The 26,861-nt window shown below is 38.5% G+C and carries 29 protein-coding genes and 2 pseudogenes; 21 read left to right on the top strand and 10 right to left on the bottom strand.

Going from position 1 to position 26,861, the window contains the following annotated elements; all coding sequences use genetic code 11:
* Positions 1–311 precede the first annotated feature (311 nt).
* From ACSVDJ_RS09855 to gerQ, 4 genes are all read left to right on the top strand, one after another.
* Positions 312–410 carry a putative holin-like toxin gene (locus tag ACSVDJ_RS09855; protein ID WP_439168426.1) on the top strand — a complete coding sequence of 33 codons (99 nt, stop codon included), beginning with the start codon at positions 312–314 and terminating at the stop codon, positions 408–410.
* 339 nt (positions 411–749) lie between these two features.
* Positions 750–1,190 (top strand): YhfM domain-containing protein, encoded by a 441-nt coding sequence (locus ACSVDJ_RS09850; RefSeq protein ID WP_439168424.1) that lies wholly within the window; start codon positions 750–752, stop codon positions 1,188–1,190.
* Between the two features lie 111 nt (positions 1,191–1,301).
* Positions 1,302–1,778, top strand: coding sequence for a cell wall hydrolase (locus ACSVDJ_RS09845; protein ID WP_439168422.1), 477 nt, complete (start codon positions 1,302–1,304; stop codon positions 1,776–1,778).
* A 23-nt stretch (positions 1,779–1,801) separates the two neighbouring features.
* The gene (gene gerQ / locus ACSVDJ_RS09840) at positions 1,802–2,269 is read left to right on the top strand and encodes a spore coat protein GerQ (protein WP_439168420.1); all 468 of its coding nucleotides are present in this window, start codon (positions 1,802–1,804) and stop codon (positions 2,267–2,269) included.
* A 172-nt stretch (positions 2,270–2,441) separates the two neighbouring features.
* Here gerQ and ACSVDJ_RS09835 read toward each other — a convergent pair whose 3' ends face one another.
* Positions 2,442–3,254: a nucleotidyltransferase domain-containing protein gene (locus tag ACSVDJ_RS09835; protein WP_439168419.1), complete on the bottom strand. Its 813-nt coding sequence runs from the start codon at positions 3,252–3,254 to the stop codon at positions 2,442–2,444.
* 465 nt (positions 3,255–3,719) lie between these two features.
* Here ACSVDJ_RS09835 and ACSVDJ_RS09830 point away from each other — a divergent pair, with 465 nt between their 5' ends.
* The 7 genes from ACSVDJ_RS09830 to ACSVDJ_RS09800 all read left to right on the top strand — a co-directional run bounded on the left by ACSVDJ_RS09830 (position 3,720) and on the right by ACSVDJ_RS09800 (position 10,903).
* Positions 3,720–4,628: an ABC transporter ATP-binding protein gene (locus ACSVDJ_RS09830; RefSeq protein WP_439168417.1), complete on the top strand. Its 909-nt coding sequence runs from the start codon at positions 3,720–3,722 to the stop codon at positions 4,626–4,628.
* A gap of 724 nt (positions 4,629–5,352) precedes the next feature.
* Positions 5,353–6,111, top strand: a complete 759-nt coding sequence (locus ACSVDJ_RS09825; protein ID WP_439168415.1) for a hypothetical protein — start codon at positions 5,353–5,355, stop codon at positions 6,109–6,111.
* Positions 6,112–6,323: 212 nt separating this feature from the next.
* Complete coding sequence (locus ACSVDJ_RS09820) at positions 6,324–7,817, top strand: serine hydrolase domain-containing protein (RefSeq protein WP_439168414.1); 1,494 nt, start codon at positions 6,324–6,326, stop codon at positions 7,815–7,817.
* A 362-nt stretch (positions 7,818–8,179) separates the two neighbouring features.
* Complete coding sequence (gene fmdA, locus ACSVDJ_RS09815) at positions 8,180–9,358, top strand: formamidase (RefSeq protein WP_439168413.1); 1,179 nt, start codon at positions 8,180–8,182, stop codon at positions 9,356–9,358.
* A 20-nt stretch (positions 9,359–9,378) separates the two neighbouring features.
* Positions 9,379–9,654, top strand: a complete 276-nt coding sequence (locus tag ACSVDJ_RS09810; protein WP_439168411.1) for an FmdB family zinc ribbon protein — start codon at positions 9,379–9,381, stop codon at positions 9,652–9,654.
* A 153-nt stretch (positions 9,655–9,807) separates the two neighbouring features.
* Complete coding sequence (locus ACSVDJ_RS09805) at positions 9,808–10,377, top strand: maltose acetyltransferase domain-containing protein (RefSeq protein ID WP_439168409.1); 570 nt, start codon at positions 9,808–9,810, stop codon at positions 10,375–10,377.
* A gap of 265 nt (positions 10,378–10,642) precedes the next feature.
* Positions 10,643–10,903, top strand: a complete 261-nt coding sequence (locus ACSVDJ_RS09800) for a hypothetical protein (RefSeq protein ID WP_518618726.1) — start codon at positions 10,643–10,645, stop codon at positions 10,901–10,903.
* 250 nt (positions 10,904–11,153) lie between these two features.
* Here the strand turns inward: ACSVDJ_RS09800 and ACSVDJ_RS09795 are convergent, their stop codons facing one another.
* The 3 genes from ACSVDJ_RS09795 to ACSVDJ_RS09785 are packed head-to-tail and all read right to left on the bottom strand — an operon-like array spanning position 11,154 to position 13,564.
* On the bottom strand, positions 11,154–11,585 hold the full coding sequence (locus ACSVDJ_RS09795; RefSeq protein WP_439168405.1) for an oligosaccharide flippase family protein: 432 nt from the start codon (positions 11,583–11,585) through the stop codon (positions 11,154–11,156).
* Between the two features lie 39 nt (positions 11,586–11,624).
* Entirely contained in the window at positions 11,625–13,097 is a 1,473-nt protein-coding gene (locus ACSVDJ_RS09790; RefSeq protein WP_439168404.1) for a M20 family metallopeptidase, read from the bottom strand.
* Between the two features lie 17 nt (positions 13,098–13,114).
* Positions 13,115–13,564, bottom strand: a complete 450-nt coding sequence (locus ACSVDJ_RS09785; protein ID WP_439168402.1) for an AraC family transcriptional regulator — start codon at positions 13,562–13,564, stop codon at positions 13,115–13,117.
* A 288-nt stretch (positions 13,565–13,852) separates the two neighbouring features.
* On the opposite strand from ACSVDJ_RS09785, the gene ACSVDJ_RS09780 reads away from it, so the two are divergent.
* Complete coding sequence (locus ACSVDJ_RS09780; protein WP_439168400.1) at positions 13,853–14,281, top strand: hypothetical protein; 429 nt, start codon at positions 13,853–13,855, stop codon at positions 14,279–14,281.
* Positions 14,282–14,566: 285 nt separating this feature from the next.
* Here ACSVDJ_RS09780 and ACSVDJ_RS09775 read toward each other — a convergent pair whose 3' ends face one another.
* The 5 genes from ACSVDJ_RS09775 to ACSVDJ_RS09755 form a co-directional block, all read right to left on the bottom strand.
* Complete coding sequence (locus ACSVDJ_RS09775; protein WP_439168398.1) at positions 14,567–14,884, bottom strand: DUF3784 domain-containing protein; 318 nt, start codon at positions 14,882–14,884, stop codon at positions 14,567–14,569.
* 69 nt (positions 14,885–14,953) lie between these two features.
* On the bottom strand, positions 14,954–15,682 hold the full coding sequence (locus ACSVDJ_RS09770; RefSeq protein WP_439168396.1) for an Rv2686c family ABC transporter permease subunit: 729 nt from the start codon (positions 15,680–15,682) through the stop codon (positions 14,954–14,956).
* A gap of 2 nt (positions 15,683–15,684) precedes the next feature.
* The gene (locus ACSVDJ_RS09765; protein ID WP_439168394.1) at positions 15,685–16,386 is read right to left on the bottom strand and encodes a fluoroquinolone export ABC transporter permease subunit; all 702 of its coding nucleotides are present in this window, start codon (positions 16,384–16,386) and stop codon (positions 15,685–15,687) included.
* Positions 16,383–17,237, bottom strand: coding sequence for an ABC transporter ATP-binding protein (locus tag ACSVDJ_RS09760; protein ID WP_439168392.1), 855 nt, complete (start codon positions 17,235–17,237; stop codon positions 16,383–16,385). Before ACSVDJ_RS09760 ends, ACSVDJ_RS09765 begins: the two co-directional genes overlap by 4 nt.
* The gene (locus ACSVDJ_RS09755; RefSeq protein WP_439168390.1) at positions 17,234–17,833 is read right to left on the bottom strand and encodes a TetR/AcrR family transcriptional regulator; all 600 of its coding nucleotides are present in this window, start codon (positions 17,831–17,833) and stop codon (positions 17,234–17,236) included. Before ACSVDJ_RS09755 ends, ACSVDJ_RS09760 begins: the two co-directional genes overlap by 4 nt.
* 144 nt (positions 17,834–17,977) lie before the next feature.
* Between ACSVDJ_RS09755 and ACSVDJ_RS09750 the strand changes: the two genes are divergently transcribed.
* From ACSVDJ_RS09750 to ACSVDJ_RS09730, 5 genes and pseudogenes are all read left to right on the top strand, one after another.
* On the top strand, positions 17,978–18,691 hold the full coding sequence (locus ACSVDJ_RS09750; RefSeq protein WP_439168388.1) for an ABC transporter ATP-binding protein: 714 nt from the start codon (positions 17,978–17,980) through the stop codon (positions 18,689–18,691).
* A complete protein-coding gene (locus ACSVDJ_RS09745) occupies positions 18,684–19,829 on the top strand; it encodes an ABC transporter permease (protein WP_439168386.1) in 1,146 nt (381 codons plus the stop codon). The genes ACSVDJ_RS09750 and ACSVDJ_RS09745 overlap by 8 nt, the downstream gene beginning before the upstream one ends.
* 130 nt (positions 19,830–19,959) lie before the next feature.
* Positions 19,960–20,982, top strand: a pseudogene (locus ACSVDJ_RS09740) (HAMP domain-containing protein); the annotation flags it as partial.
* Positions 20,977–21,924, top strand: a complete 948-nt coding sequence (locus ACSVDJ_RS09735) for a methyl-accepting chemotaxis protein (RefSeq protein WP_439169066.1) — start codon at positions 20,977–20,979, stop codon at positions 21,922–21,924. The pseudogene ACSVDJ_RS09740 and the gene ACSVDJ_RS09735, both read left to right, overlap by 6 nt.
* 81 nt (positions 21,925–22,005) lie before the next feature.
* Entirely contained in the window at positions 22,006–22,551 is a 546-nt protein-coding gene (locus ACSVDJ_RS09730; RefSeq protein WP_439168384.1) for a GNAT family N-acetyltransferase, read from the top strand.
* Positions 22,552–22,627: 76 nt separating this feature from the next.
* Here ACSVDJ_RS09730 and ACSVDJ_RS09725 read toward each other — a convergent pair whose 3' ends face one another.
* On the bottom strand, positions 22,628–23,497 hold the full coding sequence (locus ACSVDJ_RS09725) for a YitT family protein (RefSeq protein ID WP_439168383.1): 870 nt from the start codon (positions 23,495–23,497) through the stop codon (positions 22,628–22,630).
* A 118-nt stretch (positions 23,498–23,615) separates the two neighbouring features.
* Between ACSVDJ_RS09725 and ACSVDJ_RS09720 the strand changes: the two genes are divergently transcribed.
* The 4 genes and pseudogenes from ACSVDJ_RS09720 to ACSVDJ_RS09705 all read left to right on the top strand — a co-directional run bounded on the left by ACSVDJ_RS09720 (position 23,616) and on the right by ACSVDJ_RS09705 (position 26,826).
* Positions 23,616–23,858, top strand: a complete 243-nt coding sequence (locus ACSVDJ_RS09720) for a hypothetical protein (protein ID WP_439168381.1) — start codon at positions 23,616–23,618, stop codon at positions 23,856–23,858.
* 84 nt (positions 23,859–23,942) lie between these two features.
* Positions 23,943–24,962: pseudogene (locus ACSVDJ_RS09715) on the top strand (HAMP domain-containing protein); the annotation flags it as partial.
* Positions 24,957–25,904, top strand: a complete 948-nt coding sequence (locus ACSVDJ_RS09710; RefSeq protein ID WP_439169064.1) for a methyl-accepting chemotaxis protein — start codon at positions 24,957–24,959, stop codon at positions 25,902–25,904. The pseudogene ACSVDJ_RS09715 and the gene ACSVDJ_RS09710, both read left to right, overlap by 6 nt.
* Positions 25,905–26,100: 196 nt before the next feature.
* Positions 26,101–26,826, top strand: a complete 726-nt coding sequence (locus ACSVDJ_RS09705; RefSeq protein ID WP_439168379.1) for an N-acetylmuramoyl-L-alanine amidase — start codon at positions 26,101–26,103, stop codon at positions 26,824–26,826.
* Positions 26,827–26,861: the final 35 nt, after the last annotated feature.

Raw genomic sequence — 26,861 nt, 5'->3', positions numbered from 1 at the left:
TTTGGAGATAGAGTTAGTCGTGAAAGCGATCGGCAAACTTCCTTGGCGATATGTCAAAGGATTTGTGGCAATGGTCGGCTTGTCTTTTATTATGGTTGGAGTAGTCATTATGTAAGAGCAAATGTTAATGGTTAGTTTTTTAACCATCTGTGTAATTGTTTCTATGTATCTTTTTGAATCTGTAAAATAGAGGTCGTCATTAAGTGTTTTTTTGGATTTAGCTATACATTGATTATGGTATAATAAGGATGTACAGCTACATAAGCAGGGTGGGTAGCGACCACTTCCTCATAGAGAGGAGGTGACGCTAAATGGTGACTTTTTACGAAGCAATAGTCTTGATGATTATGTTTTCAAGCCTAATCGTATCAGTGATCGCCGTTGTTATTTCTCTAAATAAAAAGAAATAACCCTCCCTGCCCTAGACCAGTAAGCGGAGGATTATTTCACCGTTGGGTCGCTGCACTTCTTGCAGTGTAGCTTGTATATTAGGGATGCTAGTTACCAGCTAGTGTCCCTTCTTTATTCTTGCTGTATATCTTTATTATATGCATGGCTGGTTTATTTGTAAAGAAAAGCAAGGATTCCAAAATAAAGTGAGGGAATTTTTAAATGAAGAAAACTGTTTTGGTCATGATGTTCAAGGTGTTTACACAAATATTTTTAACACTGTTGAGCAAGTAACTCAAATTCCGAAGGTGGAGTAATGAAATCAAATAAAACGTTTATTTTTTCGAGGAGGCTTTTAAGTGAAAAAAACTTTTGTATTATCCGTTATATTCCTTTTGAATATGGTTTTATTCGGTTGTAATCCAGAAGAGAAAGCAGATTGGAATTCTCTAAATGATAGTAGCAAAATCGTAGTCACAGGTAATGGATTGGAACAGTTTTTTTCAGATGCGAAGGAATTAGAGGATAGGGAGATTGTTTTTGATCAAACCGAAGAAATTGAAGTGTTCGTAAAGGCTATACAGGATTCTTCAGCTCATTCGGGCCCAATGACTGCGGAAAGCGCCAATTTTAACCTAACCTTTTTTTCTCAGCAGGAATCTTTTCAGACATTTCACTTATGGCTATACCCTGAGAGAAATGCTGGAAGAATTCAAAAAGAATCTGAGAATGAGCCAACTTATTTGTTGAGTGAAGAGAGTGTACAAATGATTGCGAAGTTATTAACTGAAAAAAGTTAGGAGGAGCACCAATGGGGACTGACCACGTTTTTCAAATTTTGGGCTGATGGGCAAGTTACCAAAACGAGCTTCAGGCAATATGTTACTTGTATAAGCTGAAGGGGTGAGGAAATGGGTAGACGAATCAAACATACTTCACGTGACGTGGAGGAATTAGCGAGGCTCATGATGGCGGAAGCGATCGGTGAGGGAGCCCAAGGGATGAACATGGTGGGAACGGTTGTGGCCAATCGGGTCGAGGCTGACTGTGCTCCTGACTTTAAAGGGTTGCGCAATATTAGGCATGCGATCTATCAAACCATACCTGGAACTGGAATTCCTCACTTCGAGCCCGTCTTAAATGGAGCATTGTATACACAACGTCCCAGAGAAGCTGACCTCCAGAGGGCTAGGAATTTGTTGCATGGAGATAGGGACCCTCGGGCCAGAATGAATTTGTGGTTTTTTAACCCAAGTCCAGGGAAAAAATACCGAGCACCTTGTACTGCCACGATGCCAAGATCCCCCATGACAAAGTTTGATTTTTCGCATAAGAATCATTGTTTTTATGTCGCTGTACCGGACTACTGCACAGAGTTTTATAGGTAAATTAAAAAGGAGAGAATTTTCTTATGACTTGTGGAAACTCTAATTATTATCCAATGAATTATTATCCTGTTTTTCATCAAGCTTCCATGATGAGGAGCAGTGTCGCACAGCAACCTAGCGGCGGCTTCCCAGCGGATATGCATTCTGGCCCCTCGTTTTCCGTCCCAGTGGTCCCGCTAGGTACTGGGCAGCAATTTCCGACAGGCGCGATGGAAGAATCATTTATTGAAAATATTCTACGCTTCAATAAAGGTAAGATCGGTACATTCTACTTTACTTACCAAGGTAACGACAAATGGAATGCAATGGTTTACCGCGGGCGCGTAGAAACAGCTGGTCGTGACCACATTATTATCAGTGACCCAGCCAACGGCAAACGTTACTTGCTGCTGATGTCAAATCTCGACTGGGTAGAATTCGGGGAACAAATTAACTATCCTCAACAGGAAATTAATCCAGATGTTCAGGCGTCCATGACGACATCGGAGTGAGTTTGTAGAACGCTAAAAGCCCGCTTACTTTCTTTTTGGAAAATAAGCGGGTTTTTAGTTCGGATGAATGTTCATAAGGTGCAAGTTAAGATGTTTGATAATTTTTCTATGGACGAGACATACTTAGTTCGCTATTTTCCCAATCAGTCTTGTTTAGTATTTCTTTTACTTTTTAGAGAAAAAATCGTGATGAACTTTTAATTTCCCACACTTCATCCAATGCTTCCCTAAATAACTCATCTAATTTTTCCGTCGGATCGGAAAGAGCGCTGTTCATCGTTTTAGCGTACGCTTCAAGCTGAGCAATTTCCGTACTAAGAAACTCATTAATCAATAAGTTGGGCGGTTCTTTATCGAGTTCATCACCAGCCATTTTTCTTTGTAGCAACGTCTCTACTTCGTTCTTGATCTGGCTTTCGGGGAGCATTTTCTCCAGTAATGTTGGAAACTCCAGCGGCGGAAATTCATTGAATTGTTCGATCCATTTGGTAGCGAGAACGGGGCGAAGGGCATAAAAATACTTTTTCAGCTTCACTTGATCACGCTGCAAATACTCGCGGTAATTTTTACGCGCCATATTTAAATAATGATACATACAGGAGTGCGGCGCAAATACATCGTTCTCAAGTTCTTTCATGCGCTCTACTGTTGAAAAAGCAGTGTAGTAAACGATCGGTGAGTGTAGCCACTCCAAAAGCGGCGGATTCGATTTGCGAAACAGCTTCAATGCTTTCGTCAGCTCCCAGCCGCTCATATCGAGCAGATCATCAATCGGTAGCTCAATCACATCTCGTTTTTTACCAACACCAACGGGATCAATGCTCAAATAATGCTCCTTCTTATGTACATAAATAAATCGCACATCATAATCGCTGTCTTTCGAAGGGGAGCCCCAAGCTCGACTGCCGGATTCGCACGCATATAATATTTTTACGTGATGCTCTTTTTCAATATCATTGATAGCTGATAAGATTCTTTCTTTCATTTTATCGTCTCCTTATATTTATGTTAAAGTAGGTATTCATGAAATCATTAAGAATTCCTTTATTATCCTGAAAAAAGTTAAAAGACACCTCACGGAAAGATTGTCAGACCAAAATTAATAAGTGGCTGATAACTCAGAGGATTAGAAGTCGGCTAATCAGTTGTGAGTAATTGTTCTGCTGTTATATTATGAATAATTAAATTTTTAAATGTGTAGAAATCAAAAGGTGAGTAGGTTAAAAGTACTGCAATTTTTTTGTAAATGAAAATATGTGTTGAAAAAGACCTAGTTGCATGATATGTTTTTGTATAGTTTGGATTATTTTTTACAAAAAAAGAATTATGTGTAAAAAATGAAGCAGCAAGTTCGCTAGATACTACAAGTGAAAGGAAATTCTAAATAATCTTCAAGCAGAAAAACAAGCAATCTATATTTTTATATTTTGATGAAAGAAGGATATGAAGAATGAAAAGATTGGTTTTAGAAACTAAACAGCTTAGTAAAGAAATCAAACAAAAGCAGATTCTTTCAAATATATCTTTGCAAATGTTTGAAGGGGAAGTTATCGGTTTAATCGGACCGAATGGAGCCGGAAAAACAAGTTTGATGAGAGTGTTAATTGGGCTTACAAAAAAGTATTCGGGAGAAGTAACCATCCATAACTATGACAGTAAAATAACCCGTTTGATAGGAAGCATGATCGAAACACCCAATTTTTATAATGACATGACTGGGCAGAAGAATTTGGAGTATTTCGCTGCGATTTCTGGTGGCATCAATCAATCAGAAATAAAGAGTATTGTCAAGAGACTTAAAATGGAAGGGTATATTCATCAAAAAGTAAAGTCTTACTCATTAGGTATGCGTCAACGACTAGGAATTGGACAAGCCCTTCTCAACCATCCGTCTATTTTAATTTTAGATGAGCCTATGAATGGTCTAGATCCGCATGGAGTAATGGAAATGAGAGAGTTACTGAAAGAAATTTCGGAAGATTTTAATATGTCTATTTTAATTTCTAGTCACATTTTATCAGAAATTGAAAAAATGTGTGACCGAATTCTATTCATGTCTCAAGGGGAAATAAAGGATATAAAGAACGTTAAAAATGAATTGAGTGAAGACAGAACGACATATACTTGTGTTACATCTCATGCATTTGAAGGAGAGCAATTATTAAAAACATTGCCCTATGTAAAAAATGTACAGATAAAATCTAAGGAAGTGCTAGAATTTAATTTGAAGCCTAGTGATTTAATGTCAGTTTTGCAAGCTTTTATTCACGAAAACCTTATTATTATAGAAATTTATATAAAAAGACAATCTTTAGAGGAGCAATTTGTCGAATGGGCACAAGGTGAAAATAATGTATAAATTCGCCATAGTAGATGTCAAAAAATTATTTACATCACGTTTGTTTTTCTTATCTATTTTTCTTCCGATTATTTTCACGACGATTTTAATAACAAGTAAAGCTTTCTCTGAGGAAGAGCTTAATTTTTCTAAAAGTGTTGTAAAATATTTTAACTTTTTGTATCAATATTCGATTATTTTGATAAGTGTTTATATAGCTACGATGGAAATATCATGGAAAACAATGGGGGTTATACTGTCAAGTTTGAAAAATAGAAGAGTATTAATCTATACAAAATTGATCACAATCGTCGTCTATAGTTTATTTTTGAGTTTGTTCCTCTACTTTTCAAATGTATTGGTTGAATGGATTGAGTTCGGTAAAGTAGTTAATTTACACCCTTCTTTTTTTGGTGGTATATGGATCAGATGTAGTTTATTCTCCATTTTTATTTTGTTATTTGCTTTGCTTATTGCTTTGTTTCTATGGAATAAATTATTTACATTAATAATTATTCTTGTGTCCTTTATTTTTGAACGGAACATTGTAGCGATACTTCAATATTTTCACTGGGATTTGATTAACAAAATATATGAGTTAAACCCTTTATCTTTAATAGTTAAAATTTATCAATATAATGATTATGATGTAGGCTCGCTGCTTATTATAATAAGTTCCTCGTTGTTTCTATTATTATTTACTATGATTAAGATTGACAACATGGATATAAAGTGAGGGGACAAAATGATGGCATTTTTCCAAATAATTAAAAGTGAGCTACTTAAACTTATTAATATAATGACTTTAGGGCTAATAGTGCTCTTTTTACTTTTTACTGTAATCGATTATTTGATATTTATGGGCGGTTTGGAGGAATACGCTATAAAGTATTCAGAGGGAAGATTTATCGTAAGTATTAATATAGGCTTATCCCTCTTATATCTTCAAATTTTTCTTCTATACATATCATCAACAATTCTTGGCAAAGAAAAACGATTAAAAACGATGAATCTTTTGTATGGAGACTATAAATCTTGGATGAAAATCAATTTTTCTAAAATTGTGACTGGGATTGTGATTTGTACCCTATTTTCTTTTATTAGTGTTTTGAGTGGATGGATTGCATTTCATTTCAATCATATCCTAATCGATTGGAAGGATGTTGTCTATTCGTTTGTAATAATTGACTCTATTTATATTCTGTATAGCTTAGTGGTCCTATCTCTTTCGTTTTTACTAATGAGTTTTAATTTTGGGCAAATCGCAAGTTTTTTTGTGAATTTTTTTCTCATTATTATCCTTGGACAACTTATAACAGGTTCTATTAATGCTGGTGAGTTAGCGAGTGATGGAGTAGTTGCTCAATATTTTGTATTTTATCAATTATATAATGGCTTTTCCTATTTACATTATTCCTTATCAGAATATATACAGTTCTTATTAATGTGTCTTATCATTTTAAGTTATTCATTGTATAGGCTAGAGAAGATCGATATTCAGTAAAGCATTCGGTTATATTTACTCTCTGTTAAGCGTTTATGTTCATTTGTTAACAGGTTCGATGATGATCAATCGGTTGTTTCGCTATTTGAATAACACGATCTGCTCATATCAAGCAAGTCATCAAGGCAAATGTTGTTTGTCATGTTCATATTTCGTGTACAGTTGAGGACGTTCAAAATAAAAAGTATAAATTTGACCAAGGGGAATCCGTCATGAAACCATCGGCAAAAATGTGCTTGTTAATGATTATACTATTTTTGGCGGTTAGTAGTTTTACACCCAAAATAGCTAACGCCGATTCAAGTGAAAAAATTGGAAAGATCGAACAGTTTGTTGAAAAGCAAAAAAGCATTAGTAAAATTCCAGGGATATCGTTAGTTGTTGTAGAGAAGGGGAAGACTGTTTATCAAAAAGGCTTCGGATACGCTGATGTAAAGGCGAAAACACCCGTGACTTCTAATACACTATTTGAAATTGGATCGACAACGAAAGCATTTACAGGCCTAGCTATTCTACAATTAGAAAAGGAAGGGCTGTTAAAACGATCAGATAATGTGCAGCAGTATATTCCATGGTTGAAGTTAACATATAATGGAGAGTCGCAAGAGATTACTTTGAATCAACTGATTTACCATACTAGTGGGATAGCTTCTAATTCTATAGTACAAATTCCTGAAAGTAATGCAGTTAACGCTCTTGAGTTGACCGTAAGAAAATTGCTGAATCAGCAATTAAATCGAAAGCCAGGCAGCTCTTATGAATACGCGACAATCAATTATGATGTACTAGCACTCGTTATCGAGAACGTAACGAAGCAACCCTATGATACATATATGAAAAAGCAGATATTAGAGCCGATCGGTATGAAAGACTCATTCGTTGGGCTGCATCAAGTTCAGTCCTCTGAGATGGCTTCCGGTTATAAAATAGGATTTATGAAAGAGCAGTCTTACACGCCACCCATTTATCGAGGAAACATACCAGCTGGATATCTTATTAGCAATACGAATGATATAGCGAAATGGATGAAATTACAATTAGGAAACGATTCGAACAATGCAATCGACAAGCAGCTCATTCAAGAATCGCATATCCCTGATCAGTCAGTGGAGCCTTTCGATAAGGACACCTATTATGCCAACGGATGGATAGTTATGAAAAACCATGAAAAACAATATATTCTTCATTCCGGACAGAACCCAACATTTACCTCGTATTTTATCATGCAGCCTGATGAACAATTAGGGGTCGCAATTCTGTCCAATATGAATACCAGCTTTACGACCACTATCGGTCAAGGCGTGATGGATCTATGGGAGGGAAACAGTGTTACTAATAATCATTCCGATAACTATCAAAATTTAGATAGAATTGTGACGATCTTGTATACCGTAGTTGGTTGTTTTGGTTTATTTGTTGTCCTACTATCGTTAAGAACAATGAGGAAGATTGCTAGAAAACAACGAATTCGGACATCATTAAACGCCAAGAGAATCTTACTATTAGCCATTCATACATTGATTGTAGCTGCGATCTTGACACTTATGATCATGCTTCCGAAAATTTTAGGGCTGTCTTGGGGATTTATTAAAGTATGGGCTCCAACGACGATCCCAGCGTTTCTTTATATTGTCATAGTGGTAAGCGTTATTTATTATTTGTTTGGATTACTGCTTGTTTTCACCAAGAAAATGAAATTGAATTAAAGACGAAACAGATATCAAAAAATTAAACAAGCATAACTCCATTCTAATTTTAGGAGGGGGGTATGCTTGTTTGAGATTTTAAGAACTAAATAACTTTATTGGCGCTTTATACATTTGTCAAAAGACTCGATAATGATTAATCATTCGTTTCGTTAATTCAATAATATCATTGAACTCATCTACCCATATTAAGTAGATCATCAATCGGTAGCTCAATCACATCACATTTTTCGCCAAGGTCGATCACTGATAATATCAGAATATATTGACAATAATTAATTTTCTGGATAAAATGAAAGCGCATACATATTCTGCTACCATGAGCAACTTTGATGAATAAATAAGTCGAAGGGAGAATGGTTATGCCAAAAACGATGTTCCAGTTAGACTTAAGTAAGCCGATGGAGGAGCAAGCGCATCCAGGACATAATCGCTGGCATCCGGATATTCCAGCTGCATTTTCGGTAGAGCCAGGGACAGCATTTCGAATGGACTGTAAAGATTGGACAGATGGACAGATTAGCAATAACGATGATCCGAGCGATATTCGTGATGTCAATTTGTCGCGGGTACATGTGTTGAGTGGCCCTGTCTATGTCAATGGAGCGGAACCGGGTGATTTATTAGTTGTAGATATTTTGGACATCGGGGCATTTCAAGGAGAAGAATGGGGCTTTAATGGCATTTTCTCTAAAGAAAACGGAGGAAGCTTCTTAACAGATCATTATCCAGAAGCGGCGAAATCCATTTGGGACTTTGAAGGGATTTATACGACATCCCGACATGTGCCGGGTGTGAAGTTCGCAGGAATCATTCATCCGGGGTTAATTGGTGTAGCCCCTTCGATGGAGCTATTAAATAAATGGAATGAACGGGAAAAAGAGCTACTGGAGACGGAGCCAGATCGAGTGCCAACGCTGGCTAATTTGCCGAATCCTGAGCGAGCGGTGTTAGGGTCGTTGAAAGGAGCCGAGTTTGATCGGGTGGCTAAGGAAGGGGCGAGAACTGTTCCGCCAAGGGAAAACGGCGGCAACTGCGATATTAAAAATCTATCAAAAGGCTCGCGAATTTTCTTCCCGGTATTTGTGGACGGAGCAAAGTTATCAGTTGGTGATCTTCACTTCTCGCAAGGGGATGGCGAAATCACTTTTTGCGGCGGTATCGAAATGGCTGGCTGGATCGACTTGAAGGTAGATGTGATCAAAGGGGGAATGGAGAAGTATAATATTACCGAAAACCCAGTGTTTAAGCCGGGGCCAGTTGAACCGAACTACAATGATTTTTTAGTATTTGAAGGGATTTCTGTCGATGAAAAGAACGGCAAGCAGCACTACTTAGATGCAACTTTAGCGTATCGTCGGGCGTGTTTGAACGCGATTGAATATATGAAAACACTTGGCTACACAGGCGAACAGGCGTATATGATTTTAAGTTCTGCTCCGGTCGAGGGACGAATTAACGGCATTGTCGACATTCCGAATGCGTGCTGTACTGTTGCGATTCCAACTCAAATTTTTGAGAAAAATATTTTGCCGAAATAAAAGCGGATGGAGGGAGGAGCATGCCTAGTTACACTTTTCGATGCCAAGCGTGCGGAGATTTCACTTTGTTTTTTAAATCGATGAGCGGCAGTAAAGGACAAGCCGATTGTCCAGAGTGCGAAAACGAATCGGTGCGTGTCTATGCTCCTCCTTTAGTATCCACATCTTCAAAGGAGCTAATGAATCGCATTGAACGTGGAATGGAGCCGCAAAGGATGACACGCGAACAACTTGGGCCGAAGCAAACGAAGAAAAAGCCACAAACAGCCAATCGACCGTGGCAGGTGGGGAATTGAGCTACTTTTTTTGAAGGGTAGCTCGATTTTTTTTGTAATTTTTTTAGGGAATTATAGCATGAATGTTATAATTGTTTGATTAATTGAATTCAATGAAATAGATTTGTGTAGCACTTCCGAATCTTAATCTTTTTATGTTGAGGGAGATATAAAATGAAAAGCGAAAAAGAAAAAATGTTGAGTGGGGAACTATATTATGCTGCTGATTCGGAATTAGTAAAAGAACGAGAAGAGGCGCGTAGAAAAACTCGGGTTTACAATCAAACTTTAGAAAATGAAATTGACAAACGCACCAAACTTTTAAAAGAGCTTTTCGGTTCCACTAGAGAAAACTTATTCGTGGAACCAAATATCCGCTGCGACTATGGCTACAATATTCATGTAGGGGAAAACTTTTATGCGAATTTTGATTGTGTCATTTTAGATGTTTGTGAAGTGCGAATAGGCGATAACTGCTTTATGGCTCCAGGTGTACATATCTATACAGCAACACATCCATTAGATCCATTCGAGCGTAATTCAGGAGTGGAGTACGGCAAACCAGTAACTATTGGTAACAACGTATGGATTGGTGGAAGAGCGGTAATAAACCCTGGAGTTACTATAGGAAACAATGTAGTTATTGCTTCAGGAGCAGTCGTAGTAAAAGATGTGCCTGATAATGTAGTTGTAGGTGGCAACCCTGCAAAGGTAATTAAACGAATTGAATTTTCTAAAAAGTAGGGGGGAAGCTACAAACTGTAACATTTATTCAGACGTTAAAATAGGGAAAATCTTGAACATGAAAAGAAACAACAGATAAATTAAACATGAAAGAGTTAGCAAAATAATTAAGACGATTATATTGTTCAGATGTTGAATGGATAAGTAGTGATATATATTAATTGATCCTGTGACCATGATACAACTGGCTGTAACAATTTTTAATAAATCGGAAACATTCATTTGAAAGCTGGTTAGTTTAACAATCGTGAAGTAATGTAAAGAGGTGGCTAGAACAATTTCTAAATTTAAGGCTATAATAACGCCTGATATTCCGAGCTTTAGATTAGATGAGAATAACGGTATCGCCAGCAGAAAAATGAAAGAGGAAAATATATTATTAAACATGATGATTTTTGCTTTTCCTAAGCCAATAATAATGGAACTAAAGGGAATACGAAGATATTGTAAAAGGAATAAAGGTGCTAACATTTTGATAAATGCTCCGGTGTTTCCATTCCTGCTAAATGTAAGCTATGTACAATAATGATCGGTTGAAGGACAAGTGTAATGGCACGGATAATGTTGTTTCCGGTAATGGGGAGGCTAATCTGGAATAGCTCAACTAAAGTGTTTTTTCCGTTTTGTATTTCTTTCCATACAGAGCGGTGCAACGTAAAGCTTGTTCTCTTCATTTTTTTAAAGAGGATTCCAAGGAAGGATAAGGAAACCACTTCTCCTAAAACCCCACCTATAATGGCTCCAGCAACGGCAAACTCAATTCCGTACGGTAAGAGTCACTGTACCAAAATAAATATTGAACTAATTCGAACCATTTGTTCAATGACTTGAGATAGAGCAATGGGAGTCATATATTGTTTGCCACGGAAATAGCCCTTGATCACAGCAGATACCGCAACGGTCGGCACAATTAATACAGAGCAGATGAGCGCATAGTAAGCTCTTTGATCAGTAAGGATAAGAGAAGACAAGACTTTAGAGAAACTTAGTGTACTAGCTGTTAATAAAATGGCTAATACACTAGTTGTCGTCAAAGAAATAATTAAAATCCGTTTGATCATTCTGTTATTTCCCTTTAAATCCTGCTCTGCCACTAATTTTGATACGGCAACGTCAAGCCCCAAAGTGGTGATAGCTATTAAAAATCCAGCAATCGGCACCACCATCATCATTAAGCCGACACCTTCACTTCCTAACGCCCTAGCCATCACCATTCCATTGATCTGATTGTCACCTTTTTGTTTACTTTACATTTCTAAATCAGTAATTTGATTTTGAATGTGTTGAGGTTGTATATGATTTGGAATAGGGTTTTGATATGCATTGTTTTCTATTCTGTTTTTTAATTCTAAAGATGCATGTTCAATTAACTTTGGTTGAGTGAAAAGCTGAATGGCTGTTGCAGCTAATACTTTCCCAGCGTGTAACATCCCTTTATGTGCAATAGATGTACAGCCAGTTGCAACTACTTGCCATGAATGCAATTGTGTTCCTTGTGGAAAACATGTTATTGTACACTGAGCTGTTGGGACAACCCAACTCACATCCCCAACGTCTGTAGAGCCCGGCATGACAACGTTAGTTAACTCTTTTTGATAAGGAAATAAAGACGTTGTTAATGCATGATTTCTTTCCTTTTCGAGAGTTTCTTTAAATAACGGAATGGCTGCATACATACCTCCACTTTTCTCTTGTACAGACAAAGTATGACGGATCTGGTCAGCAAATTTTATTTCATCTTTATTATAAGAAGGGGTACCTAGTTTAATAAATTGTTCATACATTACTTGTTGAACTAGATGATTTGGCACAATATTTGAGCAAGCTTTTTCAAATATAATTTCCATTTCTGTTTCCGTCATTAAAGCTGCTCCTTGTGCAACTTTGCAAATTCGTTCATATAGTTCATTCACTTGATTTGTTTTTGGTGCTCGAATTAAATATAGGACAGTTGCGTCTTGTTGAACGATATTTGGAGAAATGCCGCCTGAATTTGTAATTGCATAATGTATGCGAGCCTCTGGAATAATATGTTCTCTTAAATAGTTGGTACCAACATTCATTAGCTCAACGGCATCCAATGCACTACGGCCTAAATGTGGGGCAGTAGCTGCGTGAGAAGCTTTTCCTTTAAATTTGAATGTAGCTTGAATGTTTGCCAGTGAACTTGAAGCCAACATAACATTCACATCTGCAGGATGCCAGCATAAAGCGATATCTACGTCCTGAAAAGCTCCAGCCCTCACGATAAATGTTTTACCAGAACCACCTTCTTCGGCAGGGCAGCCATAATATCGAACAGTTCCACTTATATTATGCTGTTCCATATATTCTTTTGTAGCGACTGCAGCAGCTAATGATCCTGTTCCTAACAGATTGTGTCCACATCCGTGTCCATTTCCATTTGGATTTTCAGATTTTTTCTCCGTTATACCACCTTCTTGATCAAGACCAGATAATGCATCATACTCACCTAAAAAAGCAATAACAGGATGGCCTTTTCCCCAAGAACCAATAAACGCAGTATCCAATCCACTGATATTCGTTTCAATATCAAAGCCTTCTGCTTTCAAGCTTTCTATAAGAAGAGCTGACGACTGATGTTCATCAAACCGTAATTCGGCATAATCCCAAATCTCGTTAGCGATATGAATATATTTATCTCTTTTCTTTTCAATGATTTCTGAGATTTCATCACTGATAGTTAATGTGTTTTCCATTTTCACCACTCCATTAATTATTTGATAGGCACACAGATTTCGCAATAATGATTGGAAATCATCTCTCCAATGTATCTTTCAAAAATTGGTCGCTCGTCTATCTGATAACCACGGTGTGACAATTCATAAAAAATTTCGCTCCATGCTTTTTGCAGGTCTTCTGCTGTGTGCTGAACTTTGTAAATGGCATATTTTCCGCCTGGAAGTTCGCTTTCGCTGACGAATTCATCGATTTGAGCATCGTTTGAAATAACGATGCCAGCATCATAGCGGCAGTTTTCAGGGAGAGTTGTTTCTGGGTTATCATGTGAAATCCCAACGATTATTGATGCTTGAGAGAACAGATTTTTCGCTGCAGCCCATTGCTTTAATTTTTGCATCGTTTGAATGTTGGCCGAACCATATGGCCCAACTTGGCGCACGTATGCGAGACGGTATGTTGGAAGGGTTTCGATCTTAATACTCATATTCTCATTTTCCTTTCTGTACCAATATTTACTACATTTTCAATGCTATCATGAAATAAAAATATAAGCATTTGTTTTTTTAAAATACAAAAATGCCCCATGTGCGACTTGTTACATTGCGCATGGGGCTAAGTGAAAATAAACTGCTGTTACTTTATTCTCGAAGGCTTTGTTAAATTTTAATTCGAAAAATAGAGGTTCCATAAAAATGGAAGCTCCCTCACACTATTTATGAACTACTTCATTATCCCATTTATGTTATAATAACCTAAAAAAGGAGGGTTATTTTTGAAAAAGATAATTGGATTAAGTTCAATTCTATTTGCTAGTATCACATTATTCGGATGTTCAGGTGTAATAGAAAATTCTTTAGATTCAAGTGATAAAGCTGATTATGAAATTGCTACTAAACAAGAAACAGGCGACGGAAGTATTGACTTATTAACACCAACGATTACAACAAAAGATAATCAATTAGAATTTATGGCTGAGGGAATTGATGAAAATAAAGTGACCTTTATTTTTGTTGCCAATAAAAAAGTGTTTGAACAAAAAATAAAGAATGATGAATCCTACAAACTTAACATTATGGGTATTAAAGATGCTCATAGGACGGACTACGAGCCAAAAGTTCAACTTTTGCAAACTGTAGATGATACTGAAAATGGAGATATAGTAACCTTTAAACAGGTTAGATATACAGTTGAAAAAGATTAACTTTATGGGACGAAGGAACAGGTACCTTGTCCTTTTGTTTTATTTTTCCTAAAGCACGTTTCCTTCTTTTTCTCTTCCCATGATAGAAAGAAATGATTCCTTCTTTAGCGTGACCTGTTCCTTGTTGGATGTCTAGAGCGATTTGCCCGCCGTAAAACTTAAAGGGATGCCAGAATAACCAAATAAAGTTCCTAAACAAATACAAAAAAATAATTAATAATTTTTTAACGTTCCAATTTTATCCTTCTTCTCCTCGGCTTGACCTTCAAACTCAATGTCCCCCATCTATTTTTCAAACCGATTCCCCGTATTAGCGTACACTAGGGTAAACACAATCAGGCTAATAAATAAAATCAGGCCGATGATAAACAGAAATGGCTGATTGAATAATTCGCTGAATGCCCATAGCAATAGGCTAAAGCAAATGCCGTACATAATTTTGCTCATAAACTGGCAAAGTTTCTCTTCATTATATTTTTCTTTTTCATGTTCTGGCATAGTGTTGTATCCAGCTATGAGAAAGGCTCCTTTTCCTTTTGACAAGACGATCGCAAATAGGAAAAATGGGATTACAATTACTAAATGTACGATAGCTCCACTCAATTGAAGTCACACCTTTCTATACATTATTTCAACAAATATCCGCAAAATTCCTTTCAGTCATTCCTCTTCTTAATCCACCCGAATTAAAAACTTCTTCATCAATAACCGAAAAAGAAAACCATGATACACCATACCAATCAGCCACAGCGGAAGAAACGTTGGCAAATGGTCAACCCCAATTAAGTATAGCTTCGCTGGCCAGAAGGTGGGAATGAGACTGCCGATCAACTGCCACGGAAGCGCTAGAAAATAAGCAATAAAGGGAGCGAAAACGATTAAGCCGATTCCTTTTGATAAAGCCAATCCTTCAATTTTATTCGCAGCAAAAGCGGCTTGACATAACGTAATGATCGCCGCTTCTAAAGCGAGCATTGGAATGAGAAACAAAATAACGGTGATGTTCGGTGCATCGAGCGACGAAAAGAAAAGCAACAGTGTACTAAATAGGATCGTTAACGTGATAGGGATCGCTAAACGGTATTGAAAATAGCCTGTTTTCGTGAGCGGAGTGACGGCGAAATAATGAATAATCGATTCATCTCGTTCATCAAGCATCATAAAGCCTGTTATGACTCCAATTATAAATGGAATGAGCAGCATCGTAAAGCTCACAATCAATGGGTAGAAATTAGTTAGCTCCCAATTGAACTGTTGCCCCAATGCTTTATTGATGAAAGGTACGCCAAAGCGAGTAAACATAATCAGCAAGCAAGGAGCAAAGAAAATCAACATAAACATCGGATCGCGGTACATTTGCTTCGCGTCCATGCGCAATAACGATTTAATAGCGGTCATCATGTTCACTCCTTTCCGATTTTTAGAATAATTGATTGATAAAAAGATCGTCGGGCTAACCAAAACGAGAAGGCCAGCCACCCCGATAAGGTGACGACACCGTATAAAATGGTAGAAACACTAATCGGTTCAAAGGCCGAACGCAATAATAGAAGGGAGGCATAGGTAGGTAGCCATATCATCCAGTTAGCCTCCCATATTCCTACATAAGAAAGAAGTGGCAAACAGAACACGACTGTGTAGAGAACAGATCGCAAGAAAAATTGATTGACCGTTTCACACCGTATAGCCACTGCTAATCCGAGTAAAGTAAAGATCATAGAAGTCAACAGAACACCGAGCGTAAATAAAAATAATGAACTCGAAAATCCAAAGGTAACGATGTGAATATACAAAGAAGAAACGACCGATAGTATCATCAACGACATCGTTTTTGCCAGAAGATACTCCTCCGGTTTATACGGTGTGACAAACAATGGATCATGAATATGCTGTCCTTTTTCTAATAGCACAAGCCCGCCAATAAAGAAAAAGCCAAGCATGCTAGGGTCCGAGAATGTCAGTAACACGTTAGCTGTTTCTCGATAGGAAGCAGGCAATTGAAATAATAAAAGAATGTAGAAATGGCTAATAAGAAAATAAGCGATATACAACCCGTGGCGGAATTGCAATTTCACATCATAAAATAAGGCTGAAGCGAGCCTCACGTTAACTCCCTCCCAGTCACTTGAATGAAAATCTCCTCTAAAGACGGTTCAATCGTATGCATTGTTTCGATCGTACGGCTATTCAACAACTGTAAAAATGCTTGGTTATAGCCGAGGTGATCAAGCGAAAATTCGCTGATCTTTTGTTCGTTTTCTTCTCGGTATCCTACGCGAACACTCTTTTTCCCATACTGTATTTTCAACGCTTGCGGTGAGTCAATGAGACGAATGTGCCCATCGACAATAAAGGCTGTTCGATCGCAAAGCTCTTCAGCAGCGCTCATATTATGAGTCGTCAAAATCACTGTTTTATTAGCGGCTTTCCATTGAAATAGAATGTTTTTCACCACTTTGGCGTTCACCGGGTCAAGACCAGATGTCGGTTCATCTAGGAATAAAATGTCCGGCTGATTCAGTAAAGCTCGGCACAAATTTAATCGCATTTTCATTCCTTTAGAAAAATCACTTACTTTTGTATGGGCGTCTTGTAATAAACCGACTTGACCCAATAACTCAAGCGGATCGGCTGTTTTCTTTCTATATAAGGAAGCGAACAGAGATAGGTTTTCAATGGCTGTCAACCGACTGTAAAAGTTCGGAAATTCAAAAGCGACACCAATCTGTTCGTAATAATCATGTTTTGTTTCCCGCAATTCCTCTCCTAAAACGGTTACCTGCCCTTGATAATTTTTCAAGAGGCCAATCAAAATCTTTTGGATCGTGCTTTTCCCGGCGCCAGAAGGCCCTAAAAAGCCAAAGATTTCTCCTGTTCCAATTTGAAAATCAATTCCCTTAATCGTCAGCTCTTTTTTCCCTGGATACGCAAAAGTTAATTGTTGAACGTGAATCATTTATTCATCAGTCCATTCGTTACGAGTTCAATCAGTAACTCAATCGTTTCTTCGTAGTGATCGACCCCGATTTTTTCTTTTTGCAACGAAAGCAACACAATTGAGCGGATGAGGCTGACAATCGTTTCAGGCTCTGTTTGTATGAGCATGCCTTTCGCTTGTGCCTTCTCAATAAACGGCAATAAAAACGCCGAGTCATCAGCAAAATGCTGTTCTAGCTTGTCAGCAGGAAGCTTGCGGAATAAGGTTTCTAATAAGCCATCTTGATGCAATTGCTGGATAAACGGATTTTCCTCCATAATCGCAAACGATTCCCGCAAAAATTCTCGAAATTGTTCTTTAGTAAATGTTCCTGAAGCAAAATATTTCTCTACCAAATACGTGCGAATCGCTTCTTCTTCCTGCCCTAACACCGCGAAATAAAGCTCCTCTTTCGATTGGAAAAATAAATAATAAGATCCTTGAGCAATTCCGACGGCTTTCGTTAAATCGCCAATACTCGTTTTCTTCAAACCGTGGGTAGAAAATAACTGTCTTCCATGTTCCATTAATGAATAAAATATTTTTTCTTTTTCCTCTTCTGTGAACTTCGCCAATGTTTAACAGCTCCTTTTTATGAACTTATGAATAAATTTATCATTTATTCATGAAAATAGCAAAGGGATATGAAAAAAATAGAAACTTTTATCAATATTTTCCGTATATAAGGTGGAAGAGTAAGCAGTAAAGGTGGAGTAAGCATGTCATTATTATCAATACATATTAAACAAGCAGGTTATGAACCGAATGAAACGAAGGTTGCTGATGTTCAGTTCTCAATTGGTCAAGGAGAGTTAGTCGGACTGATTGGTGCGAATGGGGCGGGGAAAAGTACGACGATTAAAAGCATACTTGGGTTGATGCCTTTTTTTGAAGGGGAAATTGTGAAAGAAGAGGAGATGAGTATATCTTATTTGCCGGAGCAACCAATCTTTTATGATGAATGTACGTTGCAGGAGCATATTGACTTTATTGCGGCGATGGAGCAGTTGACCGATGACGTGATAGCGGAGAGGGTGACGCCGTTGTTGGAGCTGTTTCATATGAGCCCGCATCTTCATGAGCTACCGAATACTTATTCAAAAGGGATGCAGCAAAAGGCGATGATTGTCTTAGCGTTTATGACGAAGCCCGATTTTTTGATTATTGACGAACCTTTCATCGGATTAGATCCGATCGCGACGAAAATATTATTAGAGCTCATTCAACAAGAAAAAGAGCGAGGGGCAGGGATTTTGATGTGTACCCACGTTCTAGACACAGCGGAAAAAGTATGTGATCGCTTTTTATTAATTAATTCAGGGGAGCTGTTAGCGACTGGAACATTAGCACAGCTGCAAGCGACGAGCAAGCAGTCAGAAGCGTCTTTATTTGAGTGCTACCATGAGCTGATTGCAGGTGAGCGGCATGTATAGTTGGCAGCTGTTGCTCGATCGGATCAAAAGAAATAGTAGATCTAAGTATAAAATGTGGAAATCGATTTTGGATTGGACGGTGCTACTGTATATCGCCATTCCAGCTATGGTCGCAGGCGGGATCATTTATCATTCATGGTGGGTCGAACTACCAGAATGGAGTGATCAATTTAACCTTTTTTTCTTAAATTTTCTCGCTTATACCTTTTGCTGGTTTGGGCAAAATCGTACATATGTGCAAGAAGCCGATGGACTGTTTTTGCTGAAGCATCGGCAGAAGTTTATGCGGATGAAGCAGTGGGCGTTGGTTTATTCAGTTGGTCAAGCGGTGCTAAAAAGCTTGCTGTTGACACTCATTTTACTGCCTTTTTTATCGTTTCATTTCTCACTAGCGACAAGTGAAATCGTTGGTTTTTTGCTTTTATTAATTGGAGGGACTGCCTTCATTATGGCGATTCAAACGGTGTTCTTTTTGAAAGAGGGAGGATGGAAGCAAAAGGTTTATCGAGTGCTTATTTTTATCGTGTTGCTGTTTGGGTATTTATCGATTTTTCCTATGATCATCTATCAACCGATGTATTCGATTGCCGTAGCGCTTTTGTTGATCGGTGTGGCGTTGGCGTTTTTATTGCCGAGAGCGAGGACAACTACCTATTTTCATGAGGAAGTTAGGAAGGAAAATGAATTACGCTCGAAAATGATGAATTCTATTTTTCAACTGTCACCCGATATGGAGAAGCCGAAAGTGATCAAACGGAAAAAGCCGTTTCTATTCCGTCGCTCCAAGCGCATCTTTAAGCAGCGAACAGAAGAGCATGGCTTTATGGAGCTTTTCATTAAAATATTGATTCGTAATTTTACCTATTTAACTGGTTATTTTCGCTTAGTTTCTGTAACGGGAGCGGCGATCGTCGTTGTTCCACCTGTCTTATTTAAAGTGCTGATCCTTATTGGCTTTAGCTTCTTTATTCGCGGCTGGATGATTAGCCTATGGGATCAAGTCATCTTCTCTCATCCTATTAGTAAGAAATATGAAACGAAGCCCACTTTTTATCACGCGCGCAAAAAAGTGAGCTTGTATAGTACGATTCCTGCGGTGTGCTTTTTACTGACTCTGTTAGTTGTCAACATAGTTTAACGAGTCTCTTATTTTGTGTTGGAAAGTTCTGAATATACTTAATTAAGGAACTTCCATCTATTATATTGTCAACTTAGGTGACCTCCAGTAGTATCAAATTACTAATGGTTATACTAGGAGGGGTGGCATCATGAATCGACTGACGATTCGCAAGAAATTAATTCTATTTGCGGTTATTATTTTATTGATTCCAAGCTGTAGTATTGGGGTATTTTCTTTTTCAACTGCAAAGAAACAAATGGATTCGCAAATGAAAGATCAAGCGCAATCACAAGTCCATCTGTCGAATCAGTTGCTAGATCAAACTTTTTTACAAGAAAAAGAGAAAGCGAAATTTCTAAGTGAAATTGTTCAAAAGTCGATGGGAAGTGAAAAAGGAGCTGCACAACTTCAGGCGAACTTGCAAAAATTTAAAGCGTCTACCCCTGATATTTTAGCGGTATTTGTCGGGTTTGATAGCGGCTTTTATCGAAATGAACCAAGGCAGGCAACTCCTGCTGGATTTATACCAAAGGAACGCTCATGGTACAAAGAAGCCGTGAAAAATAAAGGACAAAGTATTATTACACCACCGTATGTTGACGCACTTACTCAGTCTACAGTCGTGACTGTGGCTCATATGTTAGCCGATGGTAGTGGCGTTATTGCCTTTGACTATCAAGTTGAACATTTGAAAGAGAAAATTCTAAAAAATACGGTTGGAAAAAAAGGGTATTTATTTGTCGTTAACAAGGATAATGAAGTGTTGTTCCATCCGCACTGGGGGGAAGATGGATATACGTTAAGCAGCGAGTTGCAAAGCGAGTTAAAAAAGCATGAGAAGGGCTCATTTGTTGCTGCTGAACAAGGAGAAGAAAAACGATTTATTCTCGAAACGAATGAAGCAACAGGCTGGAAAATCGTCGGTACTTATGCATTATCTGAAGTGGACGAACAAGCAAAGCCGATTTTCGATATGACGTTACTCGTCGTTGTGATTTCGGTCATTGTTGGTGGAATGATCGTATTCTTTCTCGTTAGAAGTATTATCACACCGTTGAAAAAGCTGATGCAGGCTGCGCAAAGAGTGAGTGAAGGGGACTTGACAGAGTCTGTTACGATCACGTCTAAAGATGAAATTGCGGATTTAGCGAATAGCTTTAACTCGATGACGGACTCCTTGCGAACACTATTGCGGCATATTGGCGAAAGCTCGGATCACTTAGCGTCAGCGAGTGAACAAATGGCTGCTCACTCTGAACAATCAGAACAATCGACGATGGAAGTGACGCGTCGAATGGGTCATGTTGCTAGTGGGTCCGATCGACAAATGCAAAGCTCCGAAGAAACAGCACGAGCGATGGAAGAGATTTCGATCGGTGTTCAACGCGTCGCAGAAAGCTCAGCGGATGTATCAGAAATGTCTGTTCAAGCGACAAAAGAAGCGAAAAAAGGACGAGAAATGCTTGATGATGTGATTGAGCAAATGCATTCGATTCAGACGTCTGTTCAAGAGGGTGTGAGTGAAATTAAAAACTTAAACAATCACTCTGTTGAAATCGGACAAATCATTGCGGTCATTACTCAAATTTCTGAGCAAACGAATTTATTGGCGTTAAATGCGGCGATTGAAGCGGCAAGAGCAGGAGAGCACGGAAAAGGGTTTGCTGTTGTAGCGGACGAGGTGCGCAAGCTAGCGGAGGAATCGAAACGATCAGCGGACCAAATCACAAGTGTGATTACAACGATGCAGCAGGCAACGGCTCATTCTACTTCTATCATTGAAACGAGCGCACAAGAAGTAGAAGGTGGTATTCAATTGACAACGGATGCAGGAGAAGCGTTTATTCATATTCTTGATGCTATTGAACAGGTAGCGGCGCAAATTCAAGAAGTTTCAGCGACGGCAGAAGAAATGTCAGCTAGCTCTGAAGAAGTGACGGCGTCCGTTGGAGAAATGGCGGATATCTCAAAAGAAGCAGCGCAAACTACAGATGAAGTAGTCCGATTATCTGAACAGCAGCTGCAATCCTCGAAAGACAATACGAAAGCGATTGAGCAATTAAGTGAATTAGCATTACAATTACAGCAATCTGTGCATCGCTTTAAAGTATAAGATGAAGTCCTAGGGTTTCCTAGGACTTTTTGTTTGGTTAAAAATGGGGTATGGTGATAAAGAGAGGAGAGAAATATAAATATGACGATGGCATACTGGACAAGCAAGAATATAACGCTGCGGGCTGTTCAACCTGATGATATAGTCATTTTTGATTTATTAGATGATGATATTTTAAGAAATATGGATTCACTTCACTTTCCACGATCAATGGCCCAAATGCAGGAATGGGTGGAGGAACAGTTAGAAGAGGATGCATTTCGTTTTATTGCTGTTGATCAGCAAAATAACATAGTGGGTATGATTGAAACATTTGATTGTGACAGAAAAAATGGTACGTTCGATTATTATTTGGCTGTGTTTGAACCTTATCGAGGGAAAGGATATGCAAGGGAGATGATCCTCTTAGTCATTGGGCATTACTTTTCCGAACTCGCCTACCAAAAAGTCAATACAACTGTTTATTCTTTTAATCAACCATCTATTTGTTTACATGAAAAATTGCGTTTTGTGAAAGAAGGGCAGTTAAGAAATATTATCTTTACGAAAGGAACCTACTTTGATGGGATTTGTTACGGAATGACGAAACAGGAGTTTGAACTATATTATTCCGATTATTCCACCTAAATCATTTCTTTATAAACGATGAAAAAAACGCTGAGTCACCACTAGTTGGAGTGTCTCGGCGTTTTTTGTTTGGATGTTACTGTCCAGATTCATAAATCTTAGATAAAGAGAATCCTCGCCCTAAAATTTCGGAGGCGTTGAGGAAGACGACAAAGGAGGTTGGTTCTTGCTCTTGTAATAATTTCTTTAAGTAAATTGCTTCTTGCTGTTCCATGACGGAGAGAATTAATGCTTTCTCTTTGTTGGAATATCCTCCAAACGAATGAATTTTCGTAAAGCCTCGATCCACTTCATCTTTAATCATCGATTGAATTAATTCCTCTTGCTCGGTAATGATGAGAACGAGCTTAGAGGAAGAGGATTGTAGCTGGACGAAGTCGATCACTTTACTTGTGACATAAATCGACATCATTGCATATAAGGCGAGTTCTAAGTTAAAGACGATCGCAGAGGCAGCTACGACGAAGCCATCGACTATGAGCTGTGAGTAGCCGCTTGATAAACCGGTATACTTTTTCAATAGCTGAGCAAGTGTCGCTGTTCCTCCGGTCGATCCTTTCCCGCGATACACAATTCCAAGTCCAACACCCAACATTATACCGCCGTAGATGGCCGCTAGGAGAGGATTGTCAATTTTAAACGGAATATCGGTGCTGAGCCAAATTGTGAACGGTACGAAAAAAGTGCCAACTAACGTCTTAAAGCTGAAGTCCTTTCCTAATAGGAGAATGCCTAACAGAAATAGGGGGAGATTAATGATCCATTGGACGTAGGCAGGATTAAATTGGTAGACCTCATATAAAATCGTACTAATACCGGAGACGCCGCCCGCTGCTAATTTAGCCGGCAACAGAAACATATTATACGACAAACCGACTAAAACGGAGCCGATCACAATGTATGCATATTCGATAAAAAGCTTCTTCCTTGGTGTTTGATTAGTCATATGTTTTCCCTATCCTTTATGTATTCGTTTACATTGTATTTTACCATAAAATCGGGCAATGGAAACGCCGTTACTCCTAACTAAGCGACGCATAAACTATGTTAGGAGGTGAGAAATATTGGACATATATAATGTGATGATCATTCCACTGATTTTAGGTGTGGTGGAGTTATTCAAAATAATCGGGTTGCCTAAGAAATATAGCCCGATCGTAGCCGTATTTTTTGGAATATTATTTGGCGTTTTTTATCTTGATCAAGGAATGAAACAAGGAATCCTCATCGGTTTGGTGCTAGGGTTGTCAGCTTCTGGTTTGTACAGCAGCTCTAAAAATATGCTAGAAAAAAGAAAAGAAGAATAATTGAATAAATTTTTAATATTGTAAGCTCGGGTGATCTTCAGTACTATTAATTAATAGACATTTACTACTAGGAGGAATGACTGGATGACCCGATTGTCTATTCGAAAAAAATTGATTATTTTTGCAACTGTTATTTTACTCATACCAAGTATTAGTATTGGTGTTTTTTCCTTTCTATCTGCCAAAAATCAAATGGAAGATCAAATGACTAAGCAAGCCCATTCACAAATGAAACTGGCGAATGAACTGATTAATCAAGTATTTTTGAAAGAAAAAGAGAAAGTGAGCTTTTTGAGTAAAATTGTCTCTAAGTCAATGGGGAATACAAAGGCTACGGCACAATTACAAACGCAATTAACGAGGTTCAAGAAGTCAAACCCTAATATTATGTCAGCTTTTGTTGGGTTTGAGACAGGAGTGTATCACGGTGAGCCGAAGGAAGAGATTCCGGCTGATTATGTAACAACGGAACGGCCGTGGTATAAAGAAGCGATGAAACATAAGGGGGAAACGATTGTCACGCCACCCTATGAGGATGCGATGTCTAAAGTGACGGTCGTTTCAATAGCTCACTCTTTAGAAGACGGCAGTGGAGTCATTGCCTTCGATTATAAGGTAGATCACTTAAAAGAAGAAGTATTGAACCAACAGATTGGTGAGAAAGGCTACTTATTTATAACAGATGCCAATAACGAAGTGTTATTTCACCCAGAGCAAACAGAGGATCGCTACTCGTTACATGAGAAAATAACTAATCAGTTAACGGGCACAAAGGGGAGTTTTACCGCAGCGGAAAACAGAGAGGATCAACAGTTTGTTTTTGAATCGAATGAAGCAACAGGATGGAAAGTCGTAGGTACATATGCGTTATCTGAAGTCGATGAGCAAGCAAAGCCTATCTTCAATATTACGTTACTCGTAGTCGTCATTTCTATCCTCATTGGTGGAACCATCGTGTTGTTCATTATAAGAAGCATTACCGTTCCATTAAGAAAGCTAATACATGCTGCGCAAAAAGTAAGTGAAGGTGATTTGACGGAGTCTGTGGAGGTTACTTCAAAAGATGAAATTGCGGATTTAGCGAATAGTTTTAATAAGATGACGGATTCCTTGCAAACATTATTGCGTCATATTAGTGAAGGCTCCAATCATTTAGCCGCAGCAAGTGAACAAATGACCGCTCATTCTGAACAAGCGGAACAATCGACAACGGAAGTAGCGCATCGAATGGATCATGTTGCTAATGGTTCAGATAGACAGATGGAAAGCTCCGAAGAAACAGCCCGAGCGATGGAGGAAATTTCAAGCGGTATACAGCGTGTCGCAGAAAGTTCAGCCGATGTATCAGAAATGTCTGTCCAGGCGACGAAGGAAGCGCAACAAGGACGAGACATGTTAGAGAACGTTATTTCACAAATGAACTCTATTCGGACATCCGTTCAAGATGGCGTCAGTGAAATTAAAAATTTAAACGGGCATTCCGTCGAGATCGGTCAAATTATTGTGGTCATTACCCAAATTTCCGAGCAAACGAATTTACTAGCGTTAAATGCAGCGATTGAAGCAGCAAGAGCAGGAGAGCATGGAAAAGGCTTTGCTGTTGTAGCGGAAGAGGTGCGTAAGCTAGCGGAAGAGTCGAAGCAATCGGCTGACCAAATCGCTAGTCTCATTACAACGATGCAACAGGCGACTGCTCGCTCAGCTTCAGTTATTGAAAAAAGCGAAACCGAAGTTGAAAGCGGCATTCAATTGACAGTTGAAGCAGAAGAAGCATTCATACACATTCTGCATTCGGTTGAACAGGTAGCGGCGCAAATTCAAGAAGTATCAGCGACAGCAGAAGAAATGTCAGCGAGTTCCGAAGAGGTGACGGCTTCTGTAGGAGAAATGGCGGATATTTCAAAAGAAGCAGCCAATGCGACAAGCGAAGTCGTTCGACTATCTGAACAGCAATTACAATCCTCACAAGATAATACGAAAGCGATTGAACAATTAAGTGAGTTAGCGTTAACGCTACAACAGTCTGTACAGCGTTTTAAAATGTAAAAAAAAGCTCTAGGTTTTCCTAGGGCTTTTTCTTTAGAGAGCGAATATAATTTAGAGAAATACTTGTTGAAAATTTAATAAATATGCCGTTTCTAGTAAACAAGTCGTGAATATACTATTTTAGGAGGAGGGGATTTTTAGTAGCGAATGTAAATGGTGATTTGAAACATATGATAAATAAAAGAAAAGAGGGGATATGATGGTTCATATTTGGCTAGATGCTGGACATGGCGGACGAGATGCTGGGGCTGTCGGAAATGGAGCATTAGAAAAGGAATTTGCTTTAACTCTCGCATTATGGACAGGCAAGTATTTAGTTGATCATTATATATGTAAGGTGAGCTATAGTCGCACAACAGATACATTCGTAGAGCTTTCAGACCGTGCGACGATGGCTAACGAGGCAGGAGCTGATTATTTTATTTCATTTCATGTGAATAGTAGTACAAATTCGTCTGCAAATGGTTTTGAATCGTATCGCTATCCAGGTACACAAGGAAAAACATTACAGCTTCAATCAGCTATTCACGAAGCCGTCATGTCATTCATGAAGTCCCACGGTATAAAAGATCGGCAAATGAAAGAATCGAATTTTGCTGTATTACGAGAGACGAATATGTCAGCGGTTCTAGGGGAAAATCTATTCATTAGTAGTCCGGAAGAAGCTAAGTTGCTGAAAGATCAATCGTTTTTATCAGGAGTAGCGCAAGCGTATGCAGAAGGGATTGCTAAAGGAGCAGGCTTAGGACGAAAAGAACAAGAATTATATGAGAAAGCAGACCTTGCTAGTCCACGATTTCAAGCGGCTCAACAATGGGTGAAGCAACAGGGAATAAGTGATGGTACAGATCCGTTTCGACCAGCGACAAGAGAAGAAGTGTGGGAAATGATTTATCGGGCGAATAAGGTGATGAAAAAGTAAGAAGAAAAATCAGAACATCAATCTATTCAGTACTT

The organism is Bacillus sp. Hm123 (assembly GCF_051842975.2).
In the GTDB taxonomy this organism is placed as follows: Bacteria; Bacillota; Bacilli; order Bacillales; family Domibacillaceae; genus Bacillus_CE.
The sequence above is the reverse complement of the archived record's forward strand: the minus strand, read 5'-3'. Positions and strand labels throughout refer to the sequence as shown.